The organism is Micromonospora sp. CPCC 205561 (genome assembly GCF_036906775.1).
GTDB lineage: Bacteria > Actinomycetota > Actinomycetes > Mycobacteriales > Micromonosporaceae > Micromonospora.
This window is the reverse complement of the sequence record NZ_JBAKHV010000022.1, coordinates 23,254-38,077: the sequence shown is the minus strand read 5'-3', so window position 1 is coordinate 38,077 and position 14,824 is coordinate 23,254. Positions and strand designations below refer to the sequence as shown.

The 14,824-nt window shown below is 75.3% G+C and carries 12 protein-coding genes and 1 pseudogene; 7 read left to right on the top strand and 6 right to left on the bottom strand.

What is annotated here, in order from left to right:
- Window positions 1-31: 31 nt before the first annotated feature.
- Window positions 32-1,723: a long-chain-fatty-acid--CoA ligase gene (locus V6V16_RS14095; RefSeq protein ID WP_334562466.1), complete on the bottom strand. Its 1,692-nt coding sequence runs from the start codon at window positions 1,721-1,723 to the stop codon at window positions 32-34.
- Window positions 1,724-1,834: 111 nt separating this feature from the next.
- Here V6V16_RS14095 and V6V16_RS14090 point away from each other — a divergent pair, with 111 nt between their 5' ends.
- Complete coding sequence (locus tag V6V16_RS14090; RefSeq protein WP_334562465.1) at window positions 1,835-3,463, top strand: glycosyltransferase 87 family protein; 1,629 nt, start codon at window positions 1,835-1,837, stop codon at window positions 3,461-3,463.
- A gap of 67 nt (window positions 3,464-3,530) precedes the next feature.
- On the opposite strand, the gene V6V16_RS14085 is transcribed toward V6V16_RS14090, so the two are convergent.
- A complete protein-coding gene (locus V6V16_RS14085) occupies window positions 3,531-4,244 on the bottom strand; it encodes a spermidine synthase (protein ID WP_334562464.1) in 714 nt (237 codons plus the stop codon).
- Between the two features lie 292 nt (window positions 4,245-4,536).
- Here V6V16_RS14085 and V6V16_RS14080 point away from each other — a divergent pair, with 292 nt between their 5' ends.
- The 3 genes and pseudogenes from V6V16_RS14080 to eccB all read left to right on the top strand — a co-directional run bounded on the left by V6V16_RS14080 (window position 4,537) and on the right by eccB (window position 7,460).
- Window positions 4,537-5,424 (top strand): hypothetical protein, encoded by an 888-nt coding sequence (locus V6V16_RS14080; protein WP_334562463.1) that lies wholly within the window; start codon window positions 4,537-4,539, stop codon window positions 5,422-5,424.
- A gap of 126 nt (window positions 5,425-5,550) precedes the next feature.
- A pseudogene (locus tag V6V16_RS14075) lies at window positions 5,551-5,811 on the top strand (alcohol dehydrogenase catalytic domain-containing protein); the annotation flags it as partial.
- A gap of 263 nt (window positions 5,812-6,074) precedes the next feature.
- Window positions 6,075-7,460 carry a type VII secretion protein EccB gene (eccB, locus tag V6V16_RS14070; protein ID WP_334562462.1) on the top strand — a complete coding sequence of 462 codons (1,386 nt, stop codon included), beginning with the start codon at window positions 6,075-6,077 and terminating at the stop codon, window positions 7,458-7,460.
- Between the two features lie 28 nt (window positions 7,461-7,488).
- On the opposite strand, the gene V6V16_RS14065 is transcribed toward eccB, so the two are convergent.
- From V6V16_RS14065 to V6V16_RS14050, 4 genes are all read right to left on the bottom strand, one after another.
- On the bottom strand, window positions 7,489-8,094 hold the full coding sequence (locus V6V16_RS14065; protein WP_334562461.1) for a class I SAM-dependent methyltransferase: 606 nt from the start codon (window positions 8,092-8,094) through the stop codon (window positions 7,489-7,491).
- Window positions 8,095-8,219: 125 nt separating this feature from the next.
- The gene (locus V6V16_RS14060) at window positions 8,220-9,086 is read right to left on the bottom strand and encodes a carbohydrate ABC transporter permease (protein WP_334562460.1); all 867 of its coding nucleotides are present in this window, start codon (window positions 9,084-9,086) and stop codon (window positions 8,220-8,222) included.
- Window positions 9,086-10,045 carry a carbohydrate ABC transporter permease gene (locus tag V6V16_RS14055; RefSeq protein WP_334562459.1) on the bottom strand — a complete coding sequence of 320 codons (960 nt, stop codon included), beginning with the start codon at window positions 10,043-10,045 and terminating at the stop codon, window positions 9,086-9,088. Before V6V16_RS14055 ends, V6V16_RS14060 begins: the two co-directional genes overlap by 1 nt.
- Window positions 10,042-11,436: an ABC transporter substrate-binding protein gene (locus V6V16_RS14050; RefSeq protein WP_334562458.1), complete on the bottom strand. Its 1,395-nt coding sequence runs from the start codon at window positions 11,434-11,436 to the stop codon at window positions 10,042-10,044. The genes V6V16_RS14055 and V6V16_RS14050 overlap by 4 nt, the downstream gene beginning before the upstream one ends.
- Before the next feature lie 116 nt (window positions 11,437-11,552).
- On the opposite strand from V6V16_RS14050, the gene V6V16_RS14045 reads away from it, so the two are divergent.
- The 3 genes from V6V16_RS14045 to V6V16_RS14035 are packed head-to-tail and all read left to right on the top strand — an operon-like array spanning window position 11,553 to window position 14,802.
- Window positions 11,553-12,593: a zinc-binding dehydrogenase gene (locus tag V6V16_RS14045; RefSeq protein WP_334562457.1), complete on the top strand. Its 1,041-nt coding sequence runs from the start codon at window positions 11,553-11,555 to the stop codon at window positions 12,591-12,593.
- A complete protein-coding gene (locus V6V16_RS14040) occupies window positions 12,590-13,408 on the top strand; it encodes a sugar phosphate isomerase/epimerase family protein (RefSeq protein WP_334562456.1) in 819 nt (272 codons plus the stop codon). Before V6V16_RS14045 ends, V6V16_RS14040 begins: the two co-directional genes overlap by 4 nt.
- On the top strand, window positions 13,405-14,802 hold the full coding sequence (locus V6V16_RS14035; protein ID WP_334562455.1) for an MGH1-like glycoside hydrolase domain-containing protein: 1,398 nt from the start codon (window positions 13,405-13,407) through the stop codon (window positions 14,800-14,802). The genes V6V16_RS14040 and V6V16_RS14035 overlap by 4 nt, the downstream gene beginning before the upstream one ends.
- The last annotated feature ends 22 nt before the right edge of the window (window positions 14,803-14,824 follow it).

The window sequence follows — 14,824 nt, the reverse complement described above, 5'->3', positions numbered from 1 at the left end:
GCCCCCGGGCGGCGCACGGCGGCGGTGGACGTCAGCCGTCGGCGAGCAGCCGGTCGCGGACCTCGCGGCGCAGGACCTTGCCGATCTGGGAGCGCGGCAGCTCCTCGACCACGAACACGCGGCGGGGCACCTTGTACCCGGTGAGGTGCCCCCGGCACGCCTCGCGGACGCCCGCCTCGTCGACGTCGGCGCCCTCCTCCGCGACGACCGCCGCCACCACCTCCTCGCCGCCGCGCGCGCCGGGCAGCCCGACCACCGCGGCGTCCCGGACGCCGGGCACCCGGCGCAGCGCGTCCTCGACCTCGGACGGGTAGACGTTGAACCCGCCGGTGATGATCAGCTCCTTGATCCGGTCGACCACGGTGACGAAGCCGTCGGCGTCGGTCACCACGATGTCCCCGGTGCGCAGCCAGCCGCCGGGCAGCAGCGCCGTCGCCGTCTCCACCGGGCGGTTCCAGTAGCCGGCGAACACCTGCGGCCCCCGGATCAGCAGCTCCCCGGCCTCGCCCGGGGCGCGCTCGCGCGCCGGGTCCTCCGGGTCGACGACGCGGACGTCGGTGGAGGGGAACGGCACGCCGACCGTGCCCGGCCGGCGGGCGGGGGAGACCGGGTTGCCCAGCGCCACGGGCGAGGTCTCCGTCATGCCGTAGCCCTCGACGAGCAGCCCGCCGGTGACCGACTCCCAGAGCTCGACCGTCGCCCCCGGCAGCGCCATGGCGCCGGAGATCGCGTACCGCGCCGAGGAGAGGTCCACCCCGCGTTCCCGGGCGGCCGTGGCCAGCCTCTCGTAGATCGGCGGGACGGCGGGCAGGAAGGTCGGCGGGCGGCGGCGCACCGCGTCCAGGGTCTGCTCCACGTCGAAGCGGGGGAAGAGCACCAGGGTCGCGCCGATGCCCACCGCGAAGGTGAGGCAGAGCGTCAGCCCGTACGCGTGGAACAGCGGCAGCACGGCGTACACCGTCTCCTCGCCGTCGCGCAGGCCCGGCACCCAGGCGCGGCCCTGTGCCGCGTTGGCCCGCAGGTTGCGGTGGGTCAGGACGGCACCCTTCGGCGTGCCGGTGGTGCCGCCCGTGTACTGCAACAACGCGGTGTCGTCGGGGCCGGGGGCGGGGTGCTCGGCGGCGAGCGGGGACGCCTCGGCGACCAGCCGCTCCCACGACGGGGCACAGGGCGCGGGGCCGGTCATCGCCGCCCGGCTGGCCCGCGCCCGGGCCAGCGGCAGCCGCAGCGCCCAGCGCTTGTGCCGGGGCAGCGCCCGGGTGAGGTCCACCGCGACCACCGTCTCGATCGCCGTCGCCGTGGCGGCGCCCCGCACGAGGGTGGCGACCTTGTCCCACACCACCGCGACCCGGGCGCCGTGGTCGGCGAGCTGGGTGGTGAACTCCCCGGCCGTGTAGAGCGGGTTGTGCTCCACCACGACCGCGCCGAGCCGCAGCACGGCGTAGAAGGCGACGACGTGCTGCGGGCAGTTGGGCAGCACGAGGGCCACCCGGTCGCCGCGCTCGACGCCGAGCCGGCGCAGCGCCTCCGCCGCCCGGCCCACCTGGTCGACGAGGTCCGCGTACGTGGTGGTGGCGCCGTAGAAGTCCAGCGCGACCCGGGGGCCGAACCGGCGGGCGGCGTCGCGCAGCAGGTCGACGAGGGACTCGTCGGACGGCGCCACGGTGGCCGGCACGTCCGGGGCGTAGCTGCGCAGCCAGGGACGCTCCGCACTCGGCTCCATCGCTCTCCTCCGTACGTGGGCGCGCCGTCCTTGCCGTCCCACCGTACCTACGGTCGCGTAGGTACCGGCGGGTTCCCCCCGCCCGGCCGCCGACCGCCGTAGACTCCGACGGTGCGGGATCGACGGGTCGTGGCGCTGTGGTCCGCGTTCGTCCTGCTCGCCGCCGGGTCGTCGGCGCTCGTCACGCTCCGCCCGGACCGCCTCTCCGACCTGCACATCTACCGCGGCGCGCTGCTGCACCTGCACGCCGGCCACCCGCTCTACGAGTTCGTCGCCGCGAACGGCGGTCCCTTCACCTACCCGCCCTTCGCGGCGCTCGTGCTCTGGCCGGTCGCGGCCGTCGCCGAGGGGGTGGTCCAGGGAGCCTGGCTGGTGCTGACCTGCCTCGCGGTGGTCGCCATCGCGGTGCCGGTGGGCCGCGTGCTGGCCGGCGGGCCCCGGCGACACCTGGTCGTGCCGGCCGTGGCCTGTGCCCTGATGCTCTCCGCGCCGGTGCAGAGCAACCTGCGCTTCGGTCAGGTCAGCGTCTTCATCGTGCTGCTCGCGCTGCTGGACGGCATGGGCGTCCCACCGCCCCGGCTGCGCGGGGTGCTCGTCGGGGTGGCCGCCGCGATCAAACTGACCCCGCTGCTCTTCGTCGTCTACTTCCTCGCCACGGGTCGCTACCGGGACGCCGGGCGGGCCGCGCTCACGTTCCTGGCCTGCGCCGCGCTCGGCGCGGTGGTCCTCCCGGCGGAGAGCTGGACGTACTGGACCGAGGCGGTGCGCAGGACCTCCCGCATCGGCGACCTCGCGTCGCTGGGCAACCAGTCGGTGCACGGCATGCTGCTGCGGCTCGGCCTCGACCAGGCGTCGTTGCCGCCGCTGTGGGCGGGCCTGGTGGCCGTCGTCTGCGCGGTGGCCCTGCTGCGGGCCCGGCACCTGGCGGCGCACGGGCGGCCCGGCCACGCCGCCGTCCTGGTCGGGTGCGCCACCGTCGCCGCGTCCCCGGTGTCCTGGACGCACCACCAGATCTGGCCGGTGCTGGCGGCGATGCTGCTGATCGGGGCCGACGGCGTCGCCCGGCGGGTCGCGGGCGCGGCCCTGCTGGTGACCATGGCGGTTTCGCTGGGGGTGGCGCTGCGGCCGATCTCGACCAGCCCCGGGGTGCAGTTCCTCTTCGAGAACGCCCGGGCGCTTGGCGTCGGCGTGCTCTGCCTCGCCGGGTTCGGCGGGGCGGCACTCGCCGTGACCGGCGCGCAGCGGCGCGTCCCGGCGGCCCGCGGTCGGCTGCGGGTGGGCACGACCGCCGCGCTGGCCGTCGCGTTCTTCGCCGTGCAGCCGCTGCCGGCCGGCGCCGATCCCACCTTCAAGGCGTACGCGCTCTCCGACGTGGCCAACCCGCGCTACTTCTTCGTCTGCCGGGGCGCCGCCGAGTGCGCCGCGTACGGCACCGACGCGCCGGTGACCTTCGGCACCCGCAGGGAGAAGACCAAGGTGCGGGTCAACGGGGTGGTGTCACCCGCCGTCGCCCGGCTGGAATACCACTCCGCTCCCGGCGGGGCGCCCCGGGTCATCCCGCTGTTGGCGCCCCACCCGGGGCCGCGGACGTTCTCGTTCCGCGCGGCGACCATGGCCCACGGCCGGCTGGTCGCCTACGCCGCCGACGGGCGGGCGATCGCCAGCTACGACGAGGAGCTGGCCGCGGCGCTCGACGTCACCGCCGACCGGCGTGACGGTGCACCGCCTGCCGCCCGTTGACCCCGGCGCCGCGACGACGACCGCGACCAGTGCCACGGTGCCGCCGGGGCAGCCCGCGCGGAGCCGGTCAGCGCCGGGCGACGTAGACGGTGTTGGCCGACTCGCCGCCGGTCAGCGGGTTGGCGAACGGCACGACGTGGGCCCGCGCGGCACGGAACACGGTGGCGAGGACCGCCTCGAAGTCGGGGTCGGGCGGGTCGTCCGACCAGAGGGCGAACACCCCCTCCGGGTGCAGGTGGGTGGCGAGCCGGCGCAGCCCGTCGGGGGTGTAGAAGGCGGCATGGCCGGGATGCAGCACGTTGCGCGGCGAGTGGTCCACGTCGAGCAGCACGGCGTGGAACCGGCGCTCCGGCGCCTGCGGGTCGAACCCGCTGCCGTCGGCGACGGCGGCGAAGAAGTCCGCCCGTACGAACCGGGTCCGCGGGTCGGCCGCCAGCCCGGCGGCGAAGGGCAGCAGTTCCCGCCGGTGCCAGTCGATGACGTCCTCGACGGCCTCCACCACCAGCAGCGAGCCCACCCGGTCGTCCTCCAGCGCGGTGCGCGCGGTGTAGCCGAGGCCGAGCCCGCCGACGACCACGTCGAGCCCGGTACCGGTCAGCGGCGCGAGCCCCAGCCGGGCCAGCTCGATCTCCGCGACGGGGAAGAGGCTGGACATCAGGTACTCGTCGTCGAGCTTGACCTCGTACACCTCGACGCCGAGCGACGGGTCGCGGCGCCGGCGCAGGCTGATGAGGCCGATCGGGGTCTCCCGCCAGGCCAGTTCCTCGAATCGCAGGCTCACAGGCCCGGATGCTACCCGGCGGCCGCCCCGCCGCCGGGCCGGCGCTCCCGGACGTGGCCCGGAACGACCGGATCTGGCGGCGGGCCGGCGTCTTGCGGCGCACGGCGGCGCGGGACTGACTTTCCCAGCGGTCCGGCGGCACGAAGCGGCCCGTCCGGGGGATCACGGATGGCCTGCGTTCTGATTGCCTGGATCCGTGGCATGCCCTCTCTGCGGGACCAGCGGTCAGCGCACCGAGATCTCGCCCGGTAACTACCGATGCCACGGCACGGTGATGCGTGAGGTGCCGACGGTGACCGCGACGGGCGTTGCCATGATCAGTCAGCCGACGCGGTGCGACACGACCTACCGCGAGGCACCGGCGGGCGGCGCGCCGCCGGCGTGCGACTGCGGTGGCGCCGTCGTCGGGTGGTGCGGGCCGTGCGGGCGGGCCGTGTGTGCGCGGTGCTCGGCGACGAGGGCGCCCCGCCAGTGCGTCACCTGCACGGACGCGGCGCTGGAGGCGGCCGGCGCGGCGCAGCACGGGCAGCTCGCCGGGCTGTCGACGATCGCGGATCCGGTGGAGCGGTTGTTGCGCGCGGCCCGGGTCGTCTACCGGCCATCCGGCCGTGCCGCCCCGGAGCCCGCGCCGGTGGGCCCGCCGGACGACGCGGTCACGCGACGCTGGCGTCAGCGGTACTCGGACCTGCACCGGGCCTGCCCCGAGCTCGTGACCGGCACGCCCGACGAGTACCGGGATCCGGTGGCGACCCTGCGGTCGTTCCGCGGCCCCGATCCGGTGCCGTGGGACTCCGCGTTGGTCGGCCGCTGGTTCGCGCGGCGGATGGCCGCTGCCGGTGCCGGACCGACCGGGACGCTGGAACTCGGCCGGATGGGCTTCTCGCCGCTTCGCGGGCGGATCGCGGTCACCACCCGCCGGATGCCCGCGTGGGTGCTGGCCAACGGCGCGACGTATCGGGAGCCCGCCCGGGAGGATCCCCGCTTCGGCTGGCGGGGCGGGACGACGGACACCGCCTACGTACTGGGCGACGGCCGCGTCCTGCGGGTAGGTCGGCGCAGGTCGTTGGGGAAGCGGACGGGCGGCATGCTGCGGCCGGTGGCTTGGAACGTCGCGACCGAGCCGTGCGGGCTCAACCTGAAGGCGTTGGCCGAACTCGGCGTGCTGCTCGAAAGCGGCTGAGGGCCCGGCGTCCGGGGTCCCGCGCCTCGGCCACCTGCGCGCTCATCGCTGCGCCGTGGCCGGGTATGCGAGCCCGTCCAGGGCCGTCGACCGGGGGCCGGGCAGGGAGGACGCACAGCGGCGGACATGCTGGCCGGACGGCTGCACCTGGCGGAGCGGGTGCTGCGGATGGAGTCGGTGCCGGTGCCCGAGCCACGCAGCGGGCGGGTGCGGATCAGGGTCGAGGCGGCGGGGGTCCGCCTCTCCGACGTGCACCTGATCGACGGCACCCTCACGCCGCTGTACCTGCCGGGGGACGTGGTGACGCTGGGGCACGAGGTGGCCGGCGTCGTCGACGCCCTCGGCGACGACGTCGAGAGCTGGCAGCCCGGCCAGCGGGTGCTGTTGCAGGCGGTGCTCGGCCACTACGGCTCCGAGGCCGAGCACGTGGAGCAACTGGTGTCCCTCGCCCGGCAGCGGCGGCTGGACCTGAGCGGGTCGGTCAGCGACGTGCTGCCGCCGGCCGGGGCGGAGGAGACGGTGCGGCGGGTGCACACCAGGCAGGGGCAGCCCGATCCGGCTGATCCTGCGCCCCTGAAGCGACGCAGGGTCCTCGGGGCATCGACGGAACGCTTATCCTGTGCCCCGACCGCCACACCGGAAGGGACCTCATGCCGTCGCGGCAGGACCAGCTGCACTCGTACCAGTTCACCGTCCAGCGGGCCGTCGCCGCCCTGGTCATGCGGGAGACCGACCCGGCGCTGTCGCCGTTTCGGCGGCTGGCGGGGGCGGCTCTGGCCAGCGTCCTGGTCGCGGCCATCGGGGTGGGCGGCTTCGCCCTCTACGGGCTCCTCGCCGGCGGCGGCAAGACGTGGCGCGACCCGGGGGCGGTGATCGTCGAGAAGGAGTCGGGCGCCCGGTTCGTCTACCGGGAGCAGAAGCTGCACCCGGTGCTCAACTACGCGTCGGCCCTGCTGATCATCGGAGCGGAGCGGCCCAAGACCGTGCTGGTCTCCCGCCGCTCGATCGACGGGGTGCCACGCGGCCTGCCGCTGGGCATCGCCGACGCCCCCGACTCGCTGCCCGCCAGGGGCCGGCTCTCCACCGCGCCGTGGACGGTCTGCTCCGTGGCCGCCACCGACGCGGACCGGCCGGCGCCCCGCTCGGCGCTGCTGGTCGGGGTGGCGCCCGACGGCGGGCGGGCCCTGGGTGAGGACGCGCTGCTGCTGCGCCATCCCGACGGCGGGCTGCACCTGGTCTGGCACCAGCGGCGCTACCCGGTACGCGACCCGAACCGGGTGCTGGCCGCCCTGGCGGCGACCCGGGCCCGGGCGGTGCCGGCGGCCCCGGCCCTGCTCAACAGCCTGCCCGTCGGCGTCGATCTCGCCCCGCTGGCCCTGCCCGGCGAGGGGGAGCGCTCCGCGCGGGTGGCCGGGGCGCGGATCGGCGACGTCTACCTGGTGCGCAACTCCGGCGGGGGCCGGCAGTACGCCGTCGCGCTGCGCGAGGGACTGGCCGGCATCACCGAGTTGCAGGCCGGTCTGCTGCTGGCCCGCACCGGCCAGGGCGAGCCGGCGCCGATGACGCTCGGGCGGTTCGCCGCGCTGCCCAAGCTGCCCGACCTCACCCCGGCCGGGCCGAGCGCCCCACCGGCCGCGCCGCCCCGGCTGGCCACCGGCGACGGGTCGGCGCTCTGCGTCCGGGTGGGGGACGACGGCGGCGTCGCCGAGGTCCGGCTCGGTGCCCGGCTGCCCGACCTGGCCGCGGCGCCGCGTACCGCCCCGGCCGCCGGCGGCGCGGTCCGCGCCGACCACGTCGTGGTGCAGCCGGGCCGCGGCGCGGTGGTCGAGGCGGTCGCCGCGCCGGGTGCCTCCGGTGGCGCGGTCTCCGTGGTCACCGACCTGGGCAGGCGGTACGTCCTGGCCGGGGGAGAGGTGCTCGGGATGCTCGGCTACCGCGACGTCCGGCCGGTGCGGCTGCCGGCGGGACTGGTCGCCCTGGTGCCCGCCGGCGCCACGCTCGACCCGGCCGCCGCGCGGGTCGTCGTGCCCGCCTGAGCCGGCGCGGCCGGTCGCGCGGCGTCGCTCAGGCGGCGGGGCGGCGCAGCACCGTGACGGCGAACTCCGCGTCGTCGCGCCACGGGCGCAGGTCCCAGGTGGCGAAGCGGTGCTCCAGCCGCAGGCCGGCGGCGACCGCGTCGGCGTCGAAGCCGGCCAGCGGGTAGCCCCGGTCGGTGCCGAAGCCGACGGCCAGCACGCCGTCGGGACTCAGGTGGGCGGCGACGCGGCGCAGCACCTCCCGCTCGGTGCCGGGGGCGACGAAGGCCAGCACGTTGCCGGCCACGACCGCCGCGTCGAACGGCTCCGCCTCGCCGGCCGCGGCCAGGTCCAGCTCGGCCAGGTCGGCGACCAGCCAGCGCGGGCCCGGGTGATCGGCGCGGGCGGCCTCGACCAGCGCCGGGTCGGCATCCACCCCGACGACGCTGTGGCCCCGGGCGGCCAGCGCCGCGCCCACCCGGCCGGTGCCGCAGCCGGCGTCGAGGATCCGGGAACCGGGCGCGACCAGGGCGTCCACCAGTCGCGCCTCGCCGGCCAGGTCGGCCCCCTCGGCGGCCAGCCGGCGGAACCGGTCGATGTACCACTGCGAGTGCTCCGGACCGGTCTCGGTCTCCCAGCGGGTCGGGTTTCCCATCCCGCCACCGTAGCCCGATCCGGACGCCCGCGCGGCGCAGGGGCGTACCGCCGGGGACGGGCCGACCGGCGGGCGGCACCGAGGTGGGTGCGGGGGAGGCCGGGCGCCGGCCTCCCCCGCACCTCTCAGCCCTTCTCCGCGCCGCTGGTGAGCCCTTCGGTGAGGAGGCGCTCGCTGGCGAAGAAGAGGATCACGATGGGCAGGGTGAGGATCACCGAGCCGGCCATCAGCACCGTCTTGGGCACCTCGACCCCGTCCGCGAGCTGCGCCAGCCCCAGCGACACCGTCCACCGGTGCGGCTTGTCGACCAGGAAGAGCAGGGCGAAGAGGAACTCGTTCCAGGCGATCATGAAGTCGTACAGGGCGACGGCCATGATGGACGGCGCCGCGAGGGGGAGGCTGACCCGGCGGATGATGCCGAGCCGACCGGCCCCGTCGATGGCGGCCGACTCCTCCAGGCTGACCGGGATGGTCTCGAAGTAGTTGCGCAGCATGTAGACCGAGACCGGCAGGGTCTGTGAGATGTAGACCAGCACCAGGCCGAACAGCGAGCCGCGCAGCCCGGCCCGGCTGAAGACCACGAAGAGCGGGATCGCGATGACGATCGACGGGAAGAGGTAGACCGCCAGGAAGAGGAAGTCGACCTGCCGCCGGCCGAAGAACCGCAGTCGGGCGACCGCGTACGCGCCGGGGATCGCCACGACCAGCGTCAGCAGCGTCGCCGCGACAGCCACCAGGCCGCTGTTGCGCATGAAGGTGAGGAAGCCCTGGCCGCCGTCGTCGACGGATCGGACCACCTCGGCGTACGTGTCGAAGGTCAGTTCCCCGAGACCCACCACCAGCGCCCCGGGGTCGAGCAGCAGCCGCTCGATGGGGCGCACCGAGAGCACCAGCATGTAGTAGAAGGGAAAGACGGTGACCAGCAGGAACGCGGCGATCACCAGCCGGCGCAGCCAGCGCAGGCCCACCGTCTCTATCCGGTCGCGGTCCATCAGCCGTCCCTCCGTCCGAAGAAGCGCAGGTAGATCAGCACGAACCCGATGAGCACCACGGCGAGCACGACCGCCTGCGCCGCCGCCGCGCCGATGTCGGTACGGGCGGTGAGGAACTCGTAGACCCGGATGCTGACCACCTCGGTGCCGGCGGCCCCGCCGGTGAGCAGGTAGACGTCGTCGAACTTGTTGAACGTCATGATGAACCGCAGCACGCCCAGCAGGCCGATGACCGGCAGCAGCTGCGGCAGCAGGATGTGCCGGAACCGCTGGGAGGGGGTGGCCCCGTCGACCCGGGCGGCCTCCTCGAGCTCGCCGGGGACCGCCTGGAGCCGGGCGAGCAGGAACAGGAAGGCGAAGGGGAAGTAGCGCCACGCCTCGAACGCGACGACCGTGGCCAGTGCCGTCGAATCCTGGGACAGGAACGGCACCGGGGTGTCCCAGCCGAGCAGACGCCGCCCCCAGTCGTTGACGATGCCGAGCTGCGGGTCGAGCATCACCTGCCAGACGAAGGTGACCGCGACCACCGGCGCCACGTACGGCAGCAGCATCGAGGCGCGCACCAGGGTGCGGCCCCGGAACGGCCGGCGTACGACCAGCGCCGCCACCAGGCCGAGCACGATGGAGCCGGCGGTGCTCGCGACGCTGTAGACCAGCGTGGTCCAGAGCGTCTCGGCGAAGCCGGGGGTGTTGAGCACCCGCTCGATGTTGTCCGTGGTGAACTCGCCGAAGAGCCCGGTGCGGCGCAGCGTGGCCAGGCGTACCCGCTGGAAGGCCAGCACGACGGTCCAGATCACCGGTATGCCGATCACGGCGACCACGACGAGCAGGGTGGGGGCGACCAGCGCGAGCCCGGCCCGGGACTCGCGGCGGCGCAGGGTCAGGGGCCTGCGCCGGCGGGCCGGGGCCGGCCGCTCCCGGGCGGGGGAGCGGCCGGTGCCCGGTGGGGCGGTGGTCAATTGACGCCCGCCTTGATGGCCTCCACGTCCTTCTTCGCCCGCCCGGCCGCCGCGGCGGCGTCGGACTTGCCCGCGACGACGTCGTTGAGGGCCTTGGGCACCGGCAGTTCGCCGAGGATCGCGCCGACCAGCTTGCCCTGGCCCTGGGTCAGGCCCCAACGCTGGAAGGTGTCGGGGCTGCGACGCAGGGCGGCGAGGACCTCGTCGCCGTAGACCTCGGCGAGCGGCTTCTTGGCGTCGACCCCGGCCTGGCTGGTGTTCCAGGCGGTGAGGAACTTCTCCGGTTCCTGCGCGGTGCCCTTGCGGACGGGGAAGCGCCCCTCGGGGGACATGCCGAACCAGCGCGGGTAGGCGTCGCCGAGCATGTGCTCCACGAAGGACTTCGCCGGGTCGGCGGCGGCGCCGTCGAGCACCGCCCAGGAGCTGATCTCGCCGTACTGGGCCGGCTCGGTGCCGTTGGGCCCCTTGACCGCGGTGACGAAGCCGCTGTTCTTCGCGAGGAACGTCGGGTCGCCCTGGCACTGCGGGCAGGTCGGCTTGGCGTCGTTGCGCAGACCGGCCAGCTCGTCGAGGATGAACGGCGACCAGACCAGCATGGCGGCCTTGCCGGCGAAGTAGGTGGCCCGGGTGGTGTCCACGTCCTGCGCGCCCCGCACCGAGCTGGTGCGCATCAGGTCGCCGTAGAACCGGAACGCCTCGACGCACTGCGGGGAGTCCAGCGTCACGGCGCCGGAGTCGTCGGTCAGCTGGCAGCCGTTGGCCAGGGCCAGGTGCTCGAAGGTCTGCTGGGTGAACACGTCGCCGGGCGCGGTGGCGGCGGTGATGCCCGCGACGCCGCCGGTGTTGAGCTTCGCCGCGGCGGCGGTGATCTTCTCGTACGTGTCGGGGGCGGGCAGCCCAGCGGCGGCGAACAGGTCCTTGCGGTAGACCAGCAGCTGGCCCCAGCCGTCGCTGGGCACCGCGAGCCGCTTGCCGTCGTCCTCGGTCAGCTCCAGGGCGCGCGGCGAGAACGTCTGCCGGCCGAGCTTCTCGACGACCTCCGCGTTCGCCGAGGGGTGCAGCAGTTCGTTGCCGGCGAGGGTTCGGACGCCGGCGAGCGACACCGAACCCACCACGTCGGGCAGTTCGCCGGCGGCGGCGCTGGAGGCGATCAGGGAGGGGAACTGGTCCTCGTTGACGGTGACCAGGTCGACGGCGATGCCGGTGCTGGCGGTGAACTCCGCGACGATGGCCTTGGTGGCGGTGACCCGGTCGGCCACGTCCTCCAGGCTCCATACGGTGATCTTGTTGCTGTCGCTGCCGGATTCCTCGCCCCCGCAGGCCAGCAGGGCGGACCCGGTTACTGCCATGATCAGGGCGGCGGCGAGGATCCGCATCGGAGGTGCTGACATCGATGGCACTCCTCTCGAAGGGTGTAGATAGGATTCAACGCCCCCGATTGATCAATTACAAGACATATACCGATTTTCTGCCTACACTGGAGCCCAGTGCTACCGGGATGTGACGCATGGTCAACTGGGTTGTCTCTCTCGCCGGGCCCCGACGGATCAGCCTGGAGCCCTGCCCCGCGGATCCGCTCGGCCCGGGCCGCGTCCGGGTCCGCACCCGCTACTCCGGCATCTCGGCCGGCACGGAGCTCACCCTCTACCGCGGCAGCAACCCCCGGCTGAGCAAGGACTGGGACGACACCAGCCGGATGTTCGTGCCCCGGCAGGCCGCCGTGCCGTACCCGCTGGTGGGCTTCGGCTACGAGGAGGTCGGCGAGATCGTCGAGGTCGCGCCCGACGTGGCCGACCGGCTCGCGGGGCAGCTCGTCTGGGGCATCTGGGGCCACCGCGCCGAGGCGGTCGTGCCCGCCGACGCGGTGCATCCGCTGCCCGCCGGGCTGGACCCCCTGGCGGCGGTCTTCGCCCGGCCCGGGGCGATCGCCCTCACCGCCGTACTCGCCGGCGACCTGCACCTGGGCGACTGGGTGGCGGTCTTCGGCCAGGGCGTCATCGGGCTGCTCGCCACCCGGCTCGCCGTCCTCTCCGGCGCGCGGGTGGTCGCCGTCGACCGGGTGCCCGCCCGGCTGGCGCACGCGGGTCGCCTCGGTGCCCGGGTCGTCGTCGACGCGGAGCGCGAGTCCGCCGCGGCCGTCCTGCGCACGGCCACCGGCGGCCGGGGCGCCGACGTCTGCCTGGAGCTCTCGGGGGCGTACCCGGCGCTGCACGAGGCGATCCGTGCCACCGCCCACGCCGGCCGCGTCGTGGCCGCCGGCTTCTACCAGGGGCAGGCCGACGGGCTCGGCCTGGGGGAGGAGTTCCACCACAACCGGATCCAGCTGGTGGCGGCCCAGGTCTCCGGGCCGACCCCGGCACCCGGCATGGCCGGCCGGTGGACCGGGGCCCGCGTCGCACACACCTTCATGGACCTGGTGGCGGAGGGCAGCGTCGACCCGCTGCCGCTGGTGAGCCACGTCGTCGACGCGAGCGCGGTGGCCGACGCGCTCGCGCTGCTCGACCGCGGTGACGGTGACGTCCTCCAAGTGGTGCTGAGGTTCCCATGACGATTCCACTGGCCTGTCAGGAGCAACTCCTGCCCGGCGCCGACCTGATCCAGAAGTACGCGCTCGCCACCGCGCTCGGCTACGACGCGATCGAGCTGCGCGGCCGGGGCGACCTCGGTCTCGCCCGCCGGCTGCCCGAGCTGCGCCGGGCCCGCGCCGCCGGCGTGGCCATGCCCACCGTCTGCGTGGAGATGGACCACTTCATCGGCGACTTCGACCCGGAACGTTCCCGCGACGCCGTACGGAACCTGCGCTCGCAGCTCTCGGTGATCGCCGAGCTCGGCGGCGTCGGCGCGATGACCCCGGCGGCCTGGGGGATGTTCTCCCGGCGGCTGCCGCCGTTCGAGCCGCCCCGCCCGCCGGCCGATGACCGGCAGGTGCTCGTCGACGCCCTGGGCGAGCTGGGCGAGCACGCCCGCGCCGAGGGGGTCGCCCTGTTCCTGGAACCGCTCAACCGGTACGAGGACCACATGGTCAACCGGCTCGCCGACGCGGTCGCCCTCTGCGCGGCCGTCGGGCTGCCCTCGGTGCGGGTGGTGGCGGACACCTTTCACATGAACATCGAGGAGGACGACGTGCACCGGGCCCTGCGGGCCGCCGCGCCCTACCTCGGGCACGTGCAGGTCAGCGACTCCAACCGGCACCAGCCCGGCGCCGGCCACCTCGACTGGCCGGCGCTGGTCCGCACCCTGTTGGAGATCGACTACCGGGGCTGGCTGGCCCTGGAGTGCCGGCTTCGCGGCGATCCCGTCCGGGCCCTGCACCAGGCGGCCACCGTGCTGCGGCACGCGCTGCCCCGGCAGGCGGCGGCATGAGCACGCACACCGCCGACGGCCGGCGCACCGACACCGCCGGCGGCGGGGCCCGCGACGCGGGGGCGCTGCGCCGGCTCGCCGCGGCCACCCTGCACGCCAACTGGGAGCACGACCACACCGTGCCGTCGCGCACCCTCTACCCCCACCAGTGGAGCTGGGACTCCGCGTTCGTCGCCATCGGCTGGTCCCACATTCGCCCGGACCGCGCCTGGCGGGAGCTGACCAGCCTGTTCCGGGCCCAGTGGGCCGCCGGGCGGGTGCCGCACATCGTGTTCAACCCGGCGCTGCCCGTCGGCTCCTACTTCCCCGGGCCCGAGTTCTGGCACTCGGCGGCGGCCGAGGGCGCCCCGGCCGCCGCCACCTCGGGGCTGGTCCAGCCGCCGGTGCACGCGCCCGCCGCGTGGCTGGCGTACCGGCGCTCCCCGTCGCCGGCCGGGCTGGCGGCGCTGCGGTGGCTCTATCCCCGGCTGGTGGCCCAGCAGCGCTACCTCGCGACCCGCCGCGACGTCGGCGGGGGAGGGCTGGCCTGCGTCGTGCACCCGTGGGAGTCCGGGCTGGACAACAGCCCCGCCTGGGACGCGCCGATGGCGGCGGTGCCCGCCGACGCGGCCGTCATGCGCGCGTACCGCCGGCACGACACCGCGCACGCCGACGCCGCGCACCGCCCCACGGACCTCGACTACGCGCGCTACGTCGCGCTCGTGGCGTCCTACCGCGAGCACCGCTACCGCGACGGCGCCCTGGCGGACCGGCACCCGTTCCTGCTGGAGTGCCCGCTGTTCAACGCCGCGACGGGCGCCGCCGAGCACGCCCTGGCCCGGATCGCGCCGCTGGTCGGCGCCGACCCGGGCCCGCACCGCGAGCGCGCGGCACGGATCACCGAGGCGCTGGTGCGCCGGCTGTACGACCCGGTGACCGGCACCTTCCACCCCCGGGACCTGCGCACCGACCGGCTCGTGCCGGCCCGCACGGTGCTCGGCCTGACCCCGCTCGTCCTGCCCGACCTGCCCGCGCGGCAGGTGTCGGCGCTGGTCGCCGAGGCGAGCTCGCCGCGCTTCGGGCTGGCCGCCCGGATGGCGCGACCGCTGCCCAGCCACGACCGCACCGCGCCGGACTTCGAGCCGCTGCGCTACTGGCGCGGGCCGAGCTGGATGAACATCAACTGGTTGGTACGGCGGGGACTGCTGCGCCACGGCCGCCCCGACCTGGCGGCCGGCCTGCGCGACTCGATGATCGAGCTGGTGGCCCGCTCCGGCTGCCACGAGTACTTCCATCCCGACACCGGGGCCGGGCTCGGCTCGCCGGCGTTCAGCTGGACCGCCGCGCTGCTGCTCGACGTCCTCGCCGACGAGCCGCCCGGCGCAGCCGGAAAGGCGCCCGGGGCGGCCGGCTGAGCGCTGCGCGGGCGCGCCCGCG